At 36.9% G+C, this 18128-nt stretch carries 16 protein-coding genes; 11 read left to right on the top strand and 5 right to left on the bottom strand.

Annotated elements, in window-relative coordinates:
* Nucleotides 1–31 precede the first annotated feature (31 nt).
* The 7 genes from PHV22_RS09970 (at nucleotide 32) to PHV22_RS10000 (ending at nucleotide 5801) form a co-directional block, all read left to right on the top strand.
* Nucleotides 32–559 carry a YaeQ family protein gene (locus tag PHV22_RS09970; RefSeq protein WP_295023340.1) on the top strand — a complete coding sequence of 176 codons (528 nt, stop codon included), beginning with the start codon at nucleotides 32–34 and terminating at the stop codon, nucleotides 557–559.
* Nucleotides 560–664: 105 nt separating this feature from the next.
* A complete protein-coding gene (locus tag PHV22_RS09975) occupies nucleotides 665–1135 on the top strand; it encodes a hypothetical protein (protein ID WP_295023338.1) in 471 nt (156 codons plus the stop codon).
* Nucleotides 1132–2205 carry an ABC transporter permease gene (locus tag PHV22_RS09980; RefSeq protein ID WP_295023336.1) on the top strand — a complete coding sequence of 358 codons (1074 nt, stop codon included), beginning with the start codon at nucleotides 1132–1134 and terminating at the stop codon, nucleotides 2203–2205. Before PHV22_RS09975 ends, PHV22_RS09980 begins: the two co-directional genes overlap by 4 nt.
* On the top strand, nucleotides 2202–2825 hold the full coding sequence (locus PHV22_RS09985) for an ABC transporter ATP-binding protein (protein ID WP_295023334.1): 624 nt from the start codon (nucleotides 2202–2204) through the stop codon (nucleotides 2823–2825). The genes PHV22_RS09980 and PHV22_RS09985 overlap by 4 nt, the downstream gene beginning before the upstream one ends.
* Entirely contained in the window at nucleotides 2809–4350 is a 1542-nt protein-coding gene (locus tag PHV22_RS09990) for a hypothetical protein (RefSeq protein WP_295023332.1), read from the top strand. The genes PHV22_RS09985 and PHV22_RS09990 overlap by 17 nt, the downstream gene beginning before the upstream one ends.
* Nucleotides 4347–5255 (top strand): hypothetical protein, encoded by a 909-nt coding sequence (locus tag PHV22_RS09995; protein ID WP_295023330.1) that lies wholly within the window; start codon nucleotides 4347–4349, stop codon nucleotides 5253–5255. Before PHV22_RS09990 ends, PHV22_RS09995 begins: the two co-directional genes overlap by 4 nt.
* A gap of 27 nt (nucleotides 5256–5282) precedes the next feature.
* Nucleotides 5283–5801, top strand: a complete 519-nt coding sequence (locus PHV22_RS10000) for a YceI family protein (protein ID WP_295023328.1) — start codon at nucleotides 5283–5285, stop codon at nucleotides 5799–5801.
* Between the two features lie 18 nt (nucleotides 5802–5819).
* Here PHV22_RS10000 and PHV22_RS10005 read toward each other — a convergent pair whose 3' ends face one another.
* The 5 genes from PHV22_RS10005 to PHV22_RS10025 form a co-directional block, all read right to left on the bottom strand.
* Complete coding sequence (locus PHV22_RS10005) at nucleotides 5820–6578, bottom strand: metal ABC transporter permease (RefSeq protein WP_295023326.1); 759 nt, start codon at nucleotides 6576–6578, stop codon at nucleotides 5820–5822.
* Nucleotides 6566–7447, bottom strand: a complete 882-nt coding sequence (locus PHV22_RS10010; RefSeq protein ID WP_295023324.1) for a zinc ABC transporter substrate-binding protein — start codon at nucleotides 7445–7447, stop codon at nucleotides 6566–6568. Before PHV22_RS10010 ends, PHV22_RS10005 begins: the two co-directional genes overlap by 13 nt.
* Nucleotides 7448–7457: 10 nt before the next feature.
* Nucleotides 7458–8753, bottom strand: coding sequence for a hypothetical protein (locus PHV22_RS10015; RefSeq protein WP_295023323.1), 1296 nt, complete (start codon nucleotides 8751–8753; stop codon nucleotides 7458–7460).
* Nucleotides 8754–8808: 55 nt separating this feature from the next.
* The gene (locus tag PHV22_RS10020; RefSeq protein ID WP_299947455.1) at nucleotides 8809–9126 is read right to left on the bottom strand and encodes a hypothetical protein; all 318 of its coding nucleotides are present in this window, start codon (nucleotides 9124–9126) and stop codon (nucleotides 8809–8811) included.
* Between the two features lie 171 nt (nucleotides 9127–9297).
* A complete protein-coding gene (locus PHV22_RS10025) occupies nucleotides 9298–10929 on the bottom strand; it encodes a methyl-accepting chemotaxis protein (protein WP_295023319.1) in 1632 nt (543 codons plus the stop codon).
* Nucleotides 10930–11186: 257 nt separating this feature from the next.
* Between PHV22_RS10025 and PHV22_RS10030 the strand changes: the two genes are divergently transcribed.
* From PHV22_RS10030 to PHV22_RS10045, 4 genes are all read left to right on the top strand, one after another.
* Entirely contained in the window at nucleotides 11187–13604 is a 2418-nt protein-coding gene (locus PHV22_RS10030) for an EAL domain-containing protein (RefSeq protein ID WP_299947459.1), read from the top strand.
* A 79-nt stretch (nucleotides 13605–13683) separates the two neighbouring features.
* Nucleotides 13684–16248: an aminopeptidase N gene (pepN, locus tag PHV22_RS10035; protein WP_295023315.1), complete on the top strand. Its 2565-nt coding sequence runs from the start codon at nucleotides 13684–13686 to the stop codon at nucleotides 16246–16248.
* 72 nt (nucleotides 16249–16320) lie between these two features.
* The gene (locus PHV22_RS10040; RefSeq protein WP_299947463.1) at nucleotides 16321–17790 is read left to right on the top strand and encodes an FAD-dependent oxidoreductase; all 1470 of its coding nucleotides are present in this window, start codon (nucleotides 16321–16323) and stop codon (nucleotides 17788–17790) included.
* A 165-nt stretch (nucleotides 17791–17955) separates the two neighbouring features.
* Complete coding sequence (locus tag PHV22_RS10045; RefSeq protein WP_295023313.1) at nucleotides 17956–18120, top strand: hypothetical protein; 165 nt, start codon at nucleotides 17956–17958, stop codon at nucleotides 18118–18120.
* Nucleotides 18121–18128: the final 8 nt, after the last annotated feature.

Consider the following 18128-nt stretch of genomic DNA (forward strand, 5'->3'; position numbering starts at 1 on the left):
TGTCATAGTTTCACAATAAAAAGGAGTTAATATGGCGGCAGGTTCTACGATATGCAAGGCGCAACTTAGTATTGCTGATATGGATAGGAACTATTATGAGACACATGATGTCACGATAGCACAGCACCCATCAGAGACTGATTTGAGGCTTATGATTCGTCTTGCGGCTTTTGCTCTTAATGCATCCGAGAGATTGGTAATTACTAAAGGTATCGGAGGCGATGATGAACCTGAACTGTGGGAGAAAAACTACGGCGGCGAGATAGAGTTGTGGATAGATTTGGGGCAGGTCGATGAGAAGCGGTTGCGAAAAGCTTGCGGCAGAAGCAAAAAAGTAATCGTTTATACCTACAACACTAACAGCGCAACAGCGTGGTGGAAGCAAAACGCGGCAACTTTTGCACGATTTAAAAATTTAAGCGTTATCCATTTGCACGCAGAGGGAATCGAAAAACTTTATGAGAGGTCAATGCGTCTTCAGTGCAATATCAGCGATAAGGAGTTGAGTTTGCATAGTGATAAGGGCGATGTGACGATAACTCAAGAGCAGTGGCAGTAAGAGAAAACTCTATCATTTGTGTTTAATTAATATTTATGTTGTACAATAAACCAATATACATTGTGTTTATTTTTTAAAAAACAGTTATCAAAAGGAAATAAAAAAATGAAGAAGTTTCTACTAGCTTTATGTTTAAGTGTTATGGCTCTGAGCGCAGGAGAGCTTGTTGTTGGTTCGCCTCTTGGTGCTTTAAATGAATTTAAGTTTGAGACCCCACAAGGGCGAGAGATGAAGATCTCTAAAAAACCAAAACTTATTATTGTTGCTTTTGAAAAGGATACCGGAGCGCTTGTAAATGAATTTTTGGCAACGAAAGAGCCATTTTATCTTATGAAAAATGGCTCCACTTTTATAGCTGATATTCATGAGATGCCGACACTTGTTACAAATATGTTTGCTCTGCCAAAACTAAAAAAGTATAAGCATCTTATCTATCTTCATTATGATGAGAAATTTCATAAGGTTGTTCCGAACAAAAAAGATAAAGTAACACTTCTTTTTATAGATGGAGATAAAATTAAGAGCATCTCATATATCTCTACAAAACAAGAGTTGCAATCAGCTATTGAAAAATGATTTCACTAAAAGCACTTAGTAAAAATCCATTTAAGAGTCTGCTAATATTTTCATCCATCACTATTGCGGTGATGGCAATTTTTCTTATTAGTTCCGTTTCTGCTGGCATAATCGGGATGTACTCGAAGATGATTAAAACTGATGGGGATATCATCATAACCCAAAAGGGTATCTCAGACACTTTTTTCTCAAATGTAGATATCTCACTTCTGGATAAAGTAAATGGCATAAAAGGGGTATCTGGCAGTTATGCGATGATTGTCGGAGCTTCTCCTATCGGGCATATTCCCATTGCTGGGATTTACGGAACCACTAAAAATCACTTTTCTCACTATAGGCTTGAGAGCGGAGAGTACCCAAAAGATGGCGAGGTAATTTTAGGAAAAGGGCTGTCTAAACATTTTGTCACTAAAAGCATAAATGTTGGAAGCAAGAACTTTAAAATCTCTGGCGTTTACAATAGCGATATTGGTTTTGAAGATGGCGGTGTTGTCATGAATATAGAGGATGCTGGCTTGCTTTTTAACCGCTCTGCGTCGTTTATTTTGGTATCTGTAAAAGAGCCAAAAGAGATAGATGATTTAGTAAAGAGCATCTCATTGTTGAGTAGTGACATTGAGGCAAAAACAACAAAGAGCTTTATAAAAGAGTACAACCAGTTTAAGATTATTGAAAATTCATCTTTTGTTATCTCATTTTTAGCCTTCAGTATGGGGCTTATGGGGATTGCTTCGGTTATGAGTATGATAGTAAACTCTCGAAAAGAGGAGTTTGGTATTATGCGGGCACTCGGGAAAAGTAGATTTTTTATTATCAAGAATCTCTTTTTTGAGACTCTGATTATGAGTATTTCGGCATATATTTTTGCTCTCATCCTTAGTCTAATAATATTGACAATGCTCCCACACATCGAGATGCTTCAAGGGTATGTAAATGGCACGCTCTCTATGCAAACGGCACTTTTAGTTCTTATTTCTACTCTTGTTATGGCACTTCTGGGCTCTTTGATTCCTGCGTGGATTGCTTCTAAGACAGACCCTATTTTGCTAATAAATCAAGGATGCTCATGATAAAAGTTTCCAATATTTCGCACTTTTATGGTTCTGAGCAAGTGCTTTATGATATATCTTTTGAAGTAAAAGATGGCGAGTTTGTTTTTTTGAGCGGAGATAGCGGAAGTGGCAAATCTACACTTCTCTCTATTCTCTCCACGCTTCTAAAGCCATCTCATGGAGAGCTTTTTTTGGATAACACTCCGGTTGGGCAAATTGCAGATATTGACAAATTTCGTCAAAACAAGATAGGTTTTGTTTTTCAGTTTCACTACCTCATAAACTATCTTAGCATTTATGAAAATATTGCCCTTGCGGCACTTGATGATAAAAAGCAAAACATAAATGCTCTTTTGAGTGATTTGGGTATTTTGGAACTCTCCGCCCGCTATCCAAATGAGATTTCAGGTGGTCAGAGGCAGAGAGTCGCTCTTGCAAGGGCACTTATTAATGAACCAAAAATTATCTTTGCTGATGAACCGACTGGGAGTTTGGATTCTAAAAATAGCAAAATTGTGTATGAGCTTTTGGCAAGAGCTTTAAAGCAGGGCACGACCGTTGTTGTCGCTTCACATGATTTAAAAGTCCAAAAGTACGCAACTAAAACAGTAAGGCTAATAGATGGAAAAATTCAATAAGCTTATTCATGACATTGTTCCTATTTGGGCATGGATATTTTTAGCATCTGTTTTTGTTGGAGCGCTCTATTCGGCGCAACTCATCGGTTTTACTCTTTTTGACAAAACGCTTCTTGAGCCAACAACTGCTCGCTCTTTGCATATAACGCTTATGCTTTATGGTCCCGTTATGCTCGCTCTTTCGCTCCTTCCTTTTGCGCTTTTTAGCAGAGATGGTTTAAATCTTGATGGCGCTGTTTTGCCACTAAAAACCTACTTCTTTTTATGGCATCTATTTTTATTTATGGCTGTTGTATCAATTTTGCTTGGCGTGCAGAGAGGTTTGCCATTTTATGATTTTGCTTATGAGCTCAACTTTATCCTAGCATCTTCTGGTATTTTTTATATTGTTGCAATATTTAAAATCATTAAGCAATACAAGGTAGTGCCACTTTGGGTAAAAGTCTCTAAAACACTGCTTTTTATAGCTCCAATTTCGCTTTTAGTTTTAATGAATCCAACTTTTGGTCAAGTTGAAAAAACACTATCAGGTCCTCATGGCGACAATACGCTGGGTATGAGTTTTACGCTGATTCCTCTTTTTTATCTTCTTATAAAACTTCACACAAAAGAGAAATTTATTCCAAAATGGCATATATTTTGGGTTTTACCGCTGGTTGCTTATGCTGCATCTATCGCAACTCGTATTTTTAGAGGTGAGCTATCTTATGGTGAAGAGTGGGTTTATCAGTGGCTGACTTTTGCTTATTTGCCTCTGCTTGTGAAGTGGTGCATAGATGCCAAGCTTACTCTTAGGTCAGATGCTTATCTCATCATCTCTATCTGGGCGTTTTTATTTGTCATGATTCAAGGAAATATTCTCTTTATCCCGGAGATTCGTTGGGTTTTTCACAGAAATGATCTGGTTGTGGCACATGCTCATGTCGCCATCGGAGTTGGTATCTTTTTTATGGCGCTTAGTCTGCTTAGTTACTTCTACAAACTGCCTCAAAAGTTTGCAAATTTTTGGTTTTTAGTTGTGGGAGTTATATTTTTCTCGCTAACAATTGCTGGTTTTAGTGAAGCGGGATATATAAATCTTGACATAGTTTTGATGCTTCAAATACGCTTTGTAGGCGGAGTTTTAGCTGTTGGAGGGCTTTTTTATTTTATAACTAAAGAGATGAAACTACCAAAAGCAAACGCACTGACACTTTACCATCTAAACGGTTTTGCCTCTGATGGTTTGGGTGCCATGATTTTGTTTTTATCTGCGCCGTTTTTGTTTGATTTTTTAGGGTTTAAATTTGCTCAAGAGTATTATCTTGTCTTTGGTTTTATGGGTTTTGTCGGTATCTTGCATCTGGTTGGAGTCTATAGAGATGCACATCTTTTTGCATGGCTCACCTCAATAGCTCGTCTTATCACAGGAACTATTTTCTTATCTCTCTTTTATCTTCACACTATTGATATATTAGGTCTGCTTGTCGGTTTTTATGATGTATCTTACGCACTAATTTATATGCTTTTTAGAAATCGCCTATGATATACTCGAGCGCTTTAGCACTTCTTTTAGGATTTGAGCTAAGCTACTATCTTCTAATCATTCAAACTGGAGTAGTGGCGCATTTTCACTCAGATATGCTGACTCTTTTTCCAATGTTTATGGGCGGTGTAGCAGGTACGATTATGAGTGGTTTTTCTTGGGGGAAGATAACAAATCCAATTCATAAAATCATGCTGGCTCTTCTTCTGCAACTACTACTCTCTTTTTCATACCCAGAATACAACCTTTTCACTCTTGTTTTGCTTGGTCTCTCTGTTGGAATGATGGCTCCTTTGGGGATTTATCTCTTTAAGTCACATCAGCAAAAAGAGCTCTTTTTTGCTCTGGCAATTGCTTATTCAACAGGTACATATCTTTTTAAGACTAGCGCAGACGGCAGAATTTGGATGGCGGTTTGCTTTACGCTAATTCCACTCTTTAGTGCGGTTGTGTTGCGAAAATATAGAGTTCAAACAGAAAATAAGAGAGAGTCATTTCCTATAGCTTCATACCTGCTTTTAATGTTATGGATACTTCTGGATTCTAATCTTTTTGAGACGCTATTAAGACACAGCAACATAAATATATGGTCAAACTACACTTTTGTTATCATAGCTTTTCATATTTTAGGGCTTCTTGGTGGCTACTTTATAAAGATGCCAAATTACAAAAAACATATATTTATAGCTCTACTTTTTGTGGGGAGTTACTCTGTTTCATATCTTGAATTGCCTCTTGCGCTTGCAATGGTTTATCCGTTTGTTATCTCTTATTATAATGTTGTTGTTTTTACTACGCTGACAAAAGAGATGAGTTTAACGAAGCTCTCTTTTATGATGATTTTTGTTGGCTGGGTTGCATCTGGTGCTGGTTTAGCGATTGCCCTCGGTGGATTTTTCCATTGAGTTGCAGTTTAAATTTAAAGGATAAAAATGAGATATTTAGTTTTAGCATTATTTTTGGTATTTCCGCTTCTGGCTGGAAATTTAGAACTTAAAAAAGGTTCAGTTGCGGCTCACACAGAGATGGCAATGGATAAGACAATTGATCCATCGAGCAATTCTCTTCATGGAGAAGTTAGTATGGATGGCGAGGATGTAACATCACTAAAGGGAAAGTTTTGGGTTGATTTGACTCTTTTTAAGAGTGATAACAGCAAAAGAGATACAAATATGTACAAAGATATGGCAACTGACAAGTTTAAAGTAGCATCTTTTACAATCTCTTCAGTTGTTAAGAAAGGTGATGGCTACGCAATCAATGGAGTTATGAATTTTCATGGAGTAGAAAAACCAATGAGTGCTGATGCAAAAATCAGTGCAAAAGATGGCGGGCTAACTATAGAAGCAAAGTCAAAAATGTTATTTAGCGATTATGGCATGAAGATGCCGTGTATGGTTTTTATGTGTGTTCGTGATGAAGTTGACTTAACAATTAAGGCCAATTTTTAGCATTAAGGGTGTGCACCCTTAATTATTAACCTCTCTCTTTTTTTCCATAAACAAAACCAAGATTAGCGTTATAAGCGTACCTACAAATACAATGCTATATCCAGTTGGCCAGTCGTAATGGTAGGATAAAAAAAGTGCTAGTGAGATGAAAAACCATCCGTAAATCCAGCCAAAAAGCAGTGGATTAAGTCGCTTTTGCAAAAGAGCAACTAGTGCCGGGGCAATTAAGAGTGTAAACACAACTAAAACACCAGCTAGTTGTACAGATGAGGTTACCGTAACTGATAAAAGCGAGAAGAAGAATAGCTCTTTAAAGAATCCACTTAGCCTTGGATAGAGCGTGTAGTAGAGCAGGGCGACAGCGCCGTATGTCAGTGCTGACTTTGTAACTTCACCGCTACTAACAAATAAAATATCATTTGCCATCAACTGTTTAAACAGCTCATCCCCACCACTTCCAGAGCTAAGAACAATCATCACCGCAGATGCGCCAAGCGCATAAAGAAGGCCTATAAAAGCCTCAACATGGCGAGTGTTTCGATTGGCGTATGTAATGAGTAGTGCTCCAGTGAGTGCAAAAATAAGACTCAGCAAGACCTGTTTTTCTCCACTAAAAAAAGTAGCACTTACGGCGATTCCAACTGCTGAGAGCTGACCAACGGCTAAGTCTGTAAAGATAACTCCTCTTTTTATTATCTCAAGCCCAAAAATGGTATGAATTCCAACAAGTAAAAACGCTAAGCCTAGTGCAGGGAGTAGGATTTCTATGGTTGACATATTTTTGCAACAATCGTATCAAATAGCGCTTCAAGTGATGCTGTATTTGGCAATGCTCCAACATCATGAGGCAGGATAACCGCTTTCGCGCCTGACTTTTCAGCTATAAATTGTGCTGATTTTGTCTCATGATAATCATCTTGGATGATTAGTTTTATCTTCTCATTTCTAATCAATCCGATTAGCTCCATTGAGTGTTTAGAGTTTGGCGATATTCCTGGAAGTGGCTCAATAGTAGAGGCTGTGCTTATGGAGTAGCGATTTAAAAAATAGCTGAAGAGTTCATGATACTGCACTAGTTTACTGTTTCTGCAAGACCCCATTTTACTATCCCATTGTGCTAGTTTTTCGCCCCAGTGCAGAGCAAATGCGTCATAATTTGCATGATAACTATTTTTATTTGCAGAATCTAAGTTTGAGAGTTTTAGCATAATCACTTTTGCTAAAGTTAGCATATTGTGAGGGTCTAGCGAGTAGTGTGGGTTTCCATCCCCATGAACATCGCCTCCAGCGCGAGATAAGTTTGTTGGTTTATCAATTAGTTTGATATATTTTGAGAGATCAAGATAACCTGATGCTCCTTGAATAATTTTAGGGTTGTTTGACTGCGCTAAAAGTGGTGGAATCCAACCAATCTCAAGGTCGCCACCATTTAAAATCAGCAAATCGCTATTTCGTAAAATTCCAATATATGAAGGTCTAGGAGTCACAAAATGAGGATCAGATGAGGCTTGAGCGATAACGCTAACTTCCACTTTGTCTTTAGCGATTGTTTTTACTAGCTCCCCAATATATGGATAAGCCGCAGTTACATGAACTGAAGCAAAGATAGGAAGTGAGCAAAATAGGGCTATTATAATTTTTTTCATCATGCTCTCCTTAAAAAGAGTGAGCGCCGTGAGCACCTAGCTCTAGCGTGTAGTTAAGTATTATTTCGTTTATTGTTTTTGCTTCACCGTCAATAAATTTAGAGTCATCTTTGTTATATTGCAGGCGAAATCTTGAGAATTCAAACGGTTTGTAGTCCAGTTTTATGCTTGAACGATGAAGGTTATTTACACTATCAGCGGAAAGCTCGGCGTGATTTTTGGTTATATCATCGTATCGAATACCAGTTGCCCAATTTCCATTAATTTTATAGAGTAGCTCGCTGTAATATCCTGCTTGTTTTTTAGTTGTTATAGCAACATCCATATCTCTTTGTATCCACTCATTTTGCCAAATCAGAGAACTTTGGTTGCCAAGTGGGTACTCTAAAGTAAAATCTGCACCATAAATATTTGTTTGTCCAAAGTTTGTGAAGCTATCTGGGATAGGATCTCCAAGTCCATCGAGATTTTGAATCTCTGATTTTCCATTCGCATAACTAACCCCTGCTAGAAGTGTCAAATCTTTTATGCTCGTGCTAGTTTTCAGATATCCAACCGCAGTTGAAGCTGACTCTTTTGCACTAAATCCTTGATTTGGATTACCATTAAAGAGTTCAAACCCTGCCATAAGATAAAATGGTGTTGGTGCAACCCATTGAAGTTGTGCTCCCTCGCCACCTAAACCATCAAGACCAAAAAGAGTGTTGTTAATCAGCTCTTGATCTTCAAAATTCCACGCATGATGATGCTTCTCGTTTGCTCTACCGAATGCACTTTTAAATTTACCGGCTTTAACTCTAAGTCCATAATCCAGAGCGCGAGTAACAAAGTAAGCCTCTTCAACCTCTAGCGTTCCATCTCCGTGGATATGAAAAATAGCACTTGCATTAAAGTACGGATCAACAGTGGCGCCCATAGCAACTTCCGCGTAGTTAAAGTTAAATCCATCTTTTGCATTGTTTTGAATCTCCATATCCCCTTCATCTACAAATCCAGGGATTGAAGTCTTTTTTGCATACTGTGTGTTACTTTTGTTTCTGGATGTGTATCCACCATTTAAGATTAAAGAGATATCTGGAAGTAGAGTAGCAACCGGTACGCTATGCGTCTCTTGTGCCATGCTCTCAAGCGTCTCCTCTTTTTCTTCGACTACAGGCTTAGTTGCCTCTAATGTTTGAATGCGTTTTTGCATGTTTGATAGCTGTTGTTGTAACTGTGCCATATCTTTTTTAAGCTGCTCGACTTCATTGTTTTGCGCAAACAGGGCAGTTGCACATACAAGCGAGAGCAATGATTTTTTAATCATAGTTTTTCCAATAATATATAATTTTTTTATTGATGATTTAGAAAATTAGTGTTTATTATTGGAGAGGAGGAGCACGGATGTTTGCATAAGTTAACCGTTTAAAGTTATATTTTTTTGCTATAAAGAAAATCTGAAAAAATGGGATAAAAAGCAGAATTACTGGTGGCGCTATTTCAAGATCACCAGCAAAAAAGAACTCTTCTAAAACATAAACGCTACAACTGCTATCGTGCGAGGCATGGTATGGATTGTGGATATAGTTGTGGCTTATAAAAAACGCAAACATAACAAATAGAGATATAAGAAATTTAAGCCTAAGCTTTTTTTGCTTTTTATTTAGGCTAGTAAAAAATCTATTTTCTATTTTTTTCATAATACGAATTGTATCTTTAGCTCTCTTATGAAGAACTTTATATCTGACAGTTACTAAGGAGATGAAATAATGCAATTTTAATCAAAAGTTACTCAGTGCTAATCACTACTGTTTTGAACAAATTTTTTGTTGTAACACTTCTCTGATTTCTGTTTTTTAGTAAAAAAAACACTAAGCATTAAACCGTTTTAGAGTCTCACTCAGTTTTTCAGCTGTAAGCTGTAGATGTTCGGCTGATATACTAATCTCATGGATATTGTTTGTTGTAGTTTGAATATTTTCAACTATTTCATTCATCTGTGAAGTAATCATTTCTGCACCTTTGCTATCTTTGTCGGCATTATTTGCAAGTGATTGAATAAGTGAAAAACTCTGGTTAATTATATCAACTGTGACATGAATGGTTTGCTCTAATTTTTGGGAATTATTACTAAGTTTTTTGATATTTTCTGCATTTGCTCCCATCTCTTCAGCTGCATCATTAATTGATTGAACAATTGTGCTTATGGTTGTATTGCTCTCTATTAAACTATGCTGTGTTCGTTCGGCGAGTTTGCGTACTTCATCGGCAACTACGGCAAACCCTCTTCCGTGTTCTCCAGCACGAGCCGCTTCTATGGCAGCATTGAGCGCCAATAGATTGGTTTGATCAGCTATATCGCCAATAACAGAGAGGACATCTTTAATTTGTTGCGTTTCTTGTGTGAGATGACGCAAGCGTGCTGAAAACTCTTCTTCTAATATTGCACTCTCTCGCAGAGAGCCAATCATTGCTTGAATCTCTAGCTGAGCGAGCTTGAGTGTTTTATTTGCTTCTTCTGCTGTTTTTTGACTCTCTTTTGTAGCTTCTGCTGATTCTTGCATACTGGAGCTTATCTCAGAAGCTCTTTTAGTTGCAGTGAGTGCTGTGGTATTATCTTTTTCCATTTGCCCACTGATTGTCTTTGTTGTTTTCAGAAGAAGTATTGACACATCGGCGTTAGATAGGGCCGTATTTTTAGCCTCGTTGACCATTTGCTCGGTTGTTTCAATAAATAGATTAATTGAGCGAGAGGCTTCGCTTAATTCATCATTACCTATAATAGTTATTCTTCGGCTAAGATCACCTTTGCCTTGGTGAATAGCATCAGAAAAATCTGAAATAGAAGAGATGTTATGAATAGACTTAAGAATTGTTCGTCCTATAATAGTAACTAATCCTATAACTACTGTGATTATTATAAAGGTAAATATAATAATAGAGGTGGTTAATTTTTCTCCATTATCGCTGATTGATTTGCGCTTTTGATCATACTCTTTTTGAACATTTCCTACGATGGCATCAAGATCATCAGTTGGTTGTCTGTCGATTCCATTGACGGTCTTGTCGCCCACCTTGTAGCTGTCTATTGTCGCTTTTTTATATGCCTCTAATCCTTCACGATATTTCTGCCCCATTGTTTTATGTATCTCTAAAAACCTATCAATCTGTAGCTGCAGGTCAGGCGTAGAGCTAATTTTTTTAAGAGAGAGCATGAGTTTTTGTACTTTTTCTTCTTCTCTTGTAAATCCACTTAGATATTTATTTAATTTTTCAGGATTATAGCCGCGAAGAAGAATATTTTTCCATTCTTGAACTTGTATTTTGAATGCTACTTGTGCTGAACGAGCAATATTTACCGATTCTATCGCTGATGATGATTGTGCTAAAAGATCTTTTTGCAGTGATGTATAGCCACTAACTGCTACAATTGTAGCAACTGTAATTCCTAAAAATACCGTTAGATTGATAATAATTAACCTAATTTTTATTGTGAAATTCATGAAAACTCCTGTCTGTAAATTGAACCGTCTACATTACCTATTGTGGTTATTTCTACTATAAAAAATAATAATAGTTATGTTAAAATAAATAACCTTAAAGAAACTAATAAAAATCTTTTGAACATATATATGTGAAAGTTGCTTGCTATCAATCAAGCAGATACTGATTTGATATCTCTAAATATTTTGCCTATCTTTATTTTTACCTTACTATAATTGTATAATTATCTCGTTTCTGTAATATTGAGGATTTTTTAATGAAAAGCAGTACGACCTTAACATTGATTTCAAAGTATACTAAAGCATTTATTCTGTTTTTTTCAATCTTAATTGCCTTGTCTCTTTTTTGGAATATTGGTAATGTCAAAAAAGAGACTCAGCGACTAGCTGAAATGGAAGCAACCACTAGCTTAAACAAAGATCTTGCATTTCGTCTGTGGGGAACACGGCATGGGGGTGCTTATCTTATTGTAGATGAGCAGACGCAGCCTAGTGTTTTTTTGGCACATGTTTCTGAGCGTGATGTTAAAACAACATCAGGTAAAACATTAACTCTCTATAATCCCGCAACTATGCTTCGTGAAATCATGAATGATTACTCTAAACTCTATGGAGTTAAAGCCCGTATCACTGCAGAGCTCTATTTGAATCCCGAAAATGCTCCTGATGCGTGGGAGGCAAAAGCACTTAAAGAGCTCAAGCGAGGAAAAAAAGAGTTTAAAGAGATAACGACTATAGAGGGGAAAGATTATCTGCGCGTTATGCAACCAATGTACATGGAGGATGGGTGCTTGAAGTGTCATGCCTGGACGGGAATAAAAGTCGGCGGATTGCGTGGCGCTACTGACATTTCTATCTCTATGGAGAAATATGAAGCACTCAAACAGCAAAGTATCAACAAGCTTATATTTACTCACACTATTTTATGGCTAATAGGTATTGGAAGCATTTTTTTTCTAGGACGCCAACTTAATAAACGCGAACAGAAAATTAAGGAGAATCAGGAGCATTTGCGTATTGTTTATAAAGCACTTGAACAGAGTGCCAATGGTATTTTAGTTGCAGACCAAAATGGAATAATTCAGTATACTAACGGTGGGTTTGAGAGAATCAGTGGATATATGCGAGATGAGCTAGTCGGGCAATCACTCTATAAGATTAAATCAAATCTCAATCCATCTGTGCTGTATGATGATATGTGGTCTAAAATTTCCAATGGACAGACATGGAGAGGAGAGCTGAGAAATAGAAAGAAAGATGGTTCTGTCTACTGGTGCTATGAAACAATCTCTCCAGTTATTGCTCCTGGTGGTAAAATAACTCACTATATTGGAGTAGTTGAAGATATTGAAAATCGGAAATTGGCAGAGGAGCATATTAAGCAGTTGATGCAATATGATGCGCTAACAAACCTTCCTAATCGTAACTATTTCCGCGAAAAACTAGATGCACAACTCCTTAATGCTTCTGTAGAAAGCAGGATATTTGGTCTTATTTTTCTTGATATTGACCGTTTTAAAATGATCAATGACGCACTAGGTCATCTGATTGGAGATATATTGCTTCAATCTCTCTCTGAGCGATTTATACATGAGAGTAAAAATGGACTCTTTATTTCTCGTCTTGGTGGCGATGAGTTCGCCATTATAACCCCACTGACAGACTCCAAAAAAATCATAGAAAATTATATTGAAAAGATTAAACAAATTATTAGAAAACCATTCTTTATCCAAGAACATGATATTTTTGTGACCGCTAGTATCGGAGTGACTATCTATCCTCAAGATGGCATAGATGCCGAAATCTTAATTAGATCAGCAGACATGGCAATGTATGGAGCAAAAATAAATGGTAAAAATACCCATCTTTTCTTTGAGCCGGTACATGGTGATTTTGCATCAGAGATTTTAGAGATTGAGAGTGGTTTACATAAGGCAATTGAAAATAGTGAGCTTTTTCTCGTTTATCAGCCGAAATGGGACACCAAAGAGAATAGATTTATAGGTTTGGAGGTATTGGTTCGATGGCAAAGTAAAACGCTAGGTTTTATGAATCCAGCGAAGTTTATTCATATTGCTGAAGAGACCGATCTTATTGTTATTTTAGGTGAATGGATACTTAGAGAATCACTTGTAGCTATGATGAGACTCTCTTTGGTTGTAGGGTTTGTACCAAAAATTTCTGTCAACCTCTCTCCGGTACAGTTCAAAAGTGAGGGATTAAACGCAATGGTTAAGGATTCTTTAGAGAAAACCAATTTCCCTCCTGAGCAACTTGAGCTTGAGATTACCGAAGGAGCACTTGTAAATAATCCAGTTGCTTCGATTGAAAAGATGACTGATTTATGCAATTATGGAGTAAGTTTTTCAATTGATGATTTTGGAACAGGCTACTCATCAATGTCATATCTTAAAAAATTTCCGGTTTCAACATTGAAAATAGATAAGTCGTTTGTTGATGATATCATTGATGATCCACATGATCGAGCAATCATACAGGCGATTGTTACTCTTGCAAAATCATTCAATATTGACACTATTGCCGAAGGAGCTGAAACACGCGAACAAGTTGATGCTCTAAATAGTTTGGGGTGTTATAACATACAAGGATACTGGCATAGTAAGCCTTTGGAATATACGGCTCTGTTGGCTTATTTTGAAAAGATAAAAGAGTAGTTTTAGATAGTTTTACTTATATAAATAGTTACAATCTTAGTCTCGCTGTGGTATTATTGCTAAAAAGTAGAGAAAAAATATGAATAAAATTGAAACAATATATTTGAAAGATTATAAAACGCCAGAGTTTAAAATTAGCAATTGTGACTTAGTTTTTGAGCTGTTTGAAGATCATACTTTGGTTACAAATATGATGAGCATAACGAAAGAGGACGATAGTTGCCATGATTTGGTTTTGGATAGCTTAGAGCTTGATTTGGTTGATATCTATCTCGATGATGTGAAACTACAAAGCCAGAACTATATAATCGCCAAAGATAAACTCATAATTTTAAATATTCCAAAAAAATTCAAACTTATTATTTTAAATAAAATATATCCACACCTAAACAGCGAGCTTGAGGGACTATATAAATCTGGAGATATTTTTTGTACACAAAATGAACCAGAGGGCTTTAGAAGGATTACTCCATACATTGACCGCCCAGATGTAATGGCTGTGTTTAAGACGACCGTTGTGGCTGATAGAGAAAAGTATCCACTACTGCTTAGTAATGGAAATACAGAGACAAATTTTAGACTTAATGATGGAAGGCATGGGGTAACTTGGTTTGACCCACATCCAAAGCCATCGTATCTTTTTGCATTAGTGGCTGGGGATTTGGGAGTTACAAAAGATAAGTTTGTAACAAAGAGTGGCAAGTTGGTAAGACTAAATATCTACACTGACAAAGGAAACGAATCCAAGTGCAAACATGCTATGAAATCCCTCAAAGAGGCGATGGAGTGGGATGAGAGAGTTTATGGCAGAGAGTATGATTTGAGTCTCTATAACATAGTTGCGGTTGATAGTTTCAACATGGGTGCTATGGAAAATAAAGGGCTAAATATATTTAACTCTAGCTATGTTTTAGCAGATGAAGATAGTGCCACAGATACTGATTTTATGGGCATACAAAGCGTTATTGCTCATGAGTATTTTCACAACTGGACTGGGAATAGAATAACATGTAGGGACTGGTTTCAGCTCACTTTAAAAGAGGGTTTAACTGTATTTCGAGACCAATGTTTCTCGGCAGATTTGAACTCAAAAGAGGTTGTGCGCCTTGATGAAGTAAAATCCCTTAGAGAGAGACAGTTTGTTGAGGATGGCTCGCCTACGGCTCATCCAATTCAACCAGATTCATATATGGCGATAAATAACTTCTACACCGCAACCGTTTATGAGAAAGGCGCTGAGGTAATTCGTATGATTCACACTCTTTTGGGGGAAGAGAGATACAGAAAAGGTATGGATTTGTACTTTGAAACATTTGATGGTCAAGCGGTTAGGACAGATGATTTCTTATGGGCAATGAGCAGTGCCGGCGAGATTGATCTGAGCCAGTTTAAAAGATGGTATCATCAATCAGGCACACCAACACTTCTTGTGCAAGAGAGTTTTGAAGGTGGGGAGTTTAGGGTAGCTTTAACACAGAGAGTTCCGAATGCAGTTGATGGAAGCGAGCAAAAACCATATCTCTTTCCATTAAAAATCGCTCTTTTGGATGAGAACGGCAAAGAGATTCAAGAAAAAACAGTGATAGTTTCAAAAGATAAAGAGGAGTTTGTTTTTAGCGTTAAAGCAAAACCGATTTTATCGATAAACCGTGATTTTTCAGCACCAATTATAGTCAAGCAAGAGGAGAATCACTACTCATTTTTGATGAAGCATGATAAAAATAGTTTTGTAAAGTATGAATCCGCGCAATCTTTTGGTATCCAGACAATAGAGCGTATTATGAGTGGTGAAGAGATAGATGAAGAGTTTGTAAAATCTTTCGGACATATTTTAGAATCTGGTTTAGATTTATCGTATAAAGCCCTACTGCTAGAGCTTCCAAGCACTTCCGAAATTATGCAAAGACAAAATGAGATAGATTTTGATGTTATACATAAAGCTAAAGAGAAGTTGCAAAAATATTTAGCAACTACTTTTAAAGATAAGCTTTTAGAAATTTACAGCGAAAACCATAAACCAGAATCAAAAGTGATTGATGCGAAAAATATTGGGCAAAGAGCTATAAAAAATCGCGTCTTAAACTTATTGTCCATGTTAAAAAATGATGAAATAGCTATCCTTGCAAAAGAGCAGTACGACTCTTCAGTCACTATGACGGACAGAGTTACGGCACTTAATGTTTTAGAAAACAGTGCACCAGGATTGGCAAAAATTGCACTTGCGGATTTTCATCATAAATATAAAAACGATTCGTTGGTTATGAACAAATACTTCTCAATTTTTGCATCTTCACTTAGAAATGGCACATTAAGTAGAGTGATAAAACTTCAAGAAGATGAGGCATATGATGTGCTTGTACCAAATCTAGTTCGTTCACTTATAGGTTCATTCAGCAAAAACTACATACATTTTCATGCAAAAGATGCAAGTGGCTATAAATTTGTAGCAGATAAAATTATTGATATTGATAAAATAAATCCACAAATAGCTTCTGGGCTTCTGGGCGCATTTAAAATATATGAGAAGCTAAGCCCACTAAATAGGACTTTGATGAGAGAAGAGTTGGAAAGGATTCTTTCTGCTGAATCAATTTCAAAAAATGTATATGAGTTAACTAGTAAAATATTAAAAAATAAATTATGAAGTTATAAAAATTTTATAAGTTTTAAGATATTATTATCACAAAGTTTTTAACTTTTCAGAAAAGGAATAGATATGGCAAGATTAGTTGTTCTTGGTGGTGGTGTGTCAGGTCACACTGCTGCTACTTTTGCGGCAAAATGGTTAGGTTCAGCTCATGAAGTTGTGGTAGTAACACCAAATGCGAAATGGAATTGGATTCCATCGAATATTTGGGTTGGTGTTGGTGAGATGAGTAAAGAGGAAGTTACATTTGATTTAGCTCCTGTTTATGCAAAAGCTGGGATTATATATCATCAAGCAAAAGCGCTCGGTATTCATCCAGAAGGCAATGAGACAAGCGATAAGCCTTATGTTGTTGTTGAGTCTACAGAAGCTGGTAAAGTAGGCAAAATTGAGAATATCGAGTATGATTACTTGATTAATGCAACTGGACCAAAGCTTAACTTTGCTGCAACTCCAGGTCTTGGTGATGCTAATGGCTTGGGTGAATTTACTGTTTCGGTTTGTACTGCAGATCATGCTGTCCACGCATCTCATGAACTTCAAAAATGTATAGAGAAGATGAGAAAAGGCGAGAGACAAAAGTTTTTAGTTGGTACGGGTCACGGTATGTGTACTTGTCAAGGTGCTGCATTCGAGTATATTTTCAATATTGAACATGAGTTAAATAAAGCTGGTGTTCGTAATATGGCTGACTTAAAGTGGATTTCAAACGAGTCATTTTTAGGCGACTTCGGTGTTGGTGGACTACATATGAACACTATGGGATTTGCTGTTAGTTCAAAAATATTCGCTGAGTCCCTTTATACGGAGAGAAATATTGATTGGGTAATCGGCGCTCATGTTAATAAAGTAGAAGCTGGTAAAGCACACTACGAGCTTCTTGATGGCACTATGGGCGAAGAGAGTTTTGACTTTGCAATGCTTATCCCTCCTTTTGCTGGTGTTGGCTTAAAAGCAATCAGTAAGACTGGTGAAGATATAACTACAACAGTTTTTGCTCCAAACGGATTTATGAAAGTTGATGCAAACTATAATGCTGGCAGTTATGAGAATTGGAAAGCATCTGACTGGCCAAAAACATACCAAAATCCAACTTACAAAAATATGTTTGCTTGTGGAATTGCATTTGCACCACCACATCCAATCTCTAAACCAATGAGTTCACCAAACGGAACTCCGATTACTCCAACTCCTCCAAGAACTGGTATGCCATCGGGAATTATGGGTAAAGTTGTTGCGCAAAGCGTTTGCGATAGAATCTTACATGGTGCAGATGCACCACTTCATGAAGCTTCAATGGCTCACATGGGTGCTGCTTGTGTTGCATCTGCAGGTAAAGGTCTTTTCACTGGTACTGCTGCTGCGATGACAATATATCCTGTTGTTCCAGATTTTGAAAAATATCCAGGAACTGGTCGTGACTTAGATTATACTTTTGGTGAAATCGGTCTTGCTGGTCACTGGATTAAGCATATTCTTCATCATCTATTTATCTGGAAAGCTAAGCTTAAGCCAGGCTGGACATTAATTCCAGAATAAGTTCGTTTTAGGGAGTGATTATAAAAAAGTGTAAGGCATTCTCTGATTCTCGAAAAACTAGTTTTTCGTAGCTTTAGGGGATTGGGAAGGACGAGGGGTTTCTCCCACTAAAACGAACCTGTTCGTTTTAGTTTTTAATAATAAAAAAAACATAAAGGAAACATCATGGAAAAGAAACCAGAGCACAACATTAAAGCGTATGGAAACAATTTTACTACAATGACACCTGGGCCATTCGCGGTAAAAATGAGAACTTGCGTTATTTGGCAGTTTTTAAGATTTCTTGCAATTAACATCAAGATGATAGTTGTAGTAAGAAAAAGTCACTAATCTACAAA

Origin of the sequence: Sulfurimonas sp. (assembly GCF_028713515.1) — a bacterium.
Lineage (GTDB): Bacteria > Campylobacterota > Campylobacteria > Campylobacterales > Sulfurimonadaceae > Sulfurimonas.

What these genes read in the sequence shown, in the direction of transcription:
- pepN (WP_295023315.1), top strand. Translation starts at nt 13,684, where the DNA reads ATGAATAAAATTGAAACAATATATTTGAAAGATTATAAAACGCCAGAG.
- PHV22_RS10005 (WP_295023326.1), bottom strand. Translation starts at nt 6,578, where the DNA reads ATGTCAACCATAGAAATCCTACTCCCTGCACTAGGCTTAGCGTTTTTA.
- PHV22_RS09990 (WP_295023332.1), top strand. Translation starts at nt 2,809, where the DNA reads ATGGAAAAATTCAATAAGCTTATTCATGACATTGTTCCTATTTGGGCA.
- PHV22_RS10040 (WP_299947463.1), top strand. Translation starts at nt 16,321, where the DNA reads ATGGCAAGATTAGTTGTTCTTGGTGGTGGTGTGTCAGGTCACACTGCT.
- PHV22_RS10015 (WP_295023323.1), bottom strand. Translation starts at nt 8,753, where the DNA reads ATGATTAAAAAATCATTGCTCTCGCTTGTATGTGCAACTGCCCTGTTT.
- PHV22_RS10025 (WP_295023319.1), bottom strand. Translation starts at nt 10,929, where the DNA reads ATGAATTTCACAATAAAAATTAGGTTAATTATTATCAATCTAACGGTA.
- PHV22_RS10020 (WP_299947455.1), bottom strand. Translation starts at nt 9,126, where the DNA reads ATGAAAAAAATAGAAAATAGATTTTTTACTAGCCTAAATAAAAAGCAA.
- PHV22_RS09980 (WP_295023336.1), top strand. Translation starts at nt 1,132, where the DNA reads ATGATTTCACTAAAAGCACTTAGTAAAAATCCATTTAAGAGTCTGCTA.
- PHV22_RS10000 (WP_295023328.1), top strand. Translation starts at nt 5,283, where the DNA reads ATGAGATATTTAGTTTTAGCATTATTTTTGGTATTTCCGCTTCTGGCT.
- PHV22_RS09970 (WP_295023340.1), top strand. Translation starts at nt 32, where the DNA reads ATGGCGGCAGGTTCTACGATATGCAAGGCGCAACTTAGTATTGCTGAT.
- PHV22_RS09975 (WP_295023338.1), top strand. Translation starts at nt 665, where the DNA reads ATGAAGAAGTTTCTACTAGCTTTATGTTTAAGTGTTATGGCTCTGAGC.
- PHV22_RS09995 (WP_295023330.1), top strand. Translation starts at nt 4,347, where the DNA reads ATGATATACTCGAGCGCTTTAGCACTTCTTTTAGGATTTGAGCTAAGC.
- PHV22_RS10010 (WP_295023324.1), bottom strand. Translation starts at nt 7,447, where the DNA reads ATGAAAAAAATTATAATAGCCCTATTTTGCTCACTTCCTATCTTTGCT.
- PHV22_RS09985 (WP_295023334.1), top strand. Translation starts at nt 2,202, where the DNA reads ATGATAAAAGTTTCCAATATTTCGCACTTTTATGGTTCTGAGCAAGTG.
- PHV22_RS10030 (WP_299947459.1), top strand. Translation starts at nt 11,187, where the DNA reads ATGAAAAGCAGTACGACCTTAACATTGATTTCAAAGTATACTAAAGCA.
- PHV22_RS10045 (WP_295023313.1), top strand. Translation starts at nt 17,956, where the DNA reads ATGGAAAAGAAACCAGAGCACAACATTAAAGCGTATGGAAACAATTTT.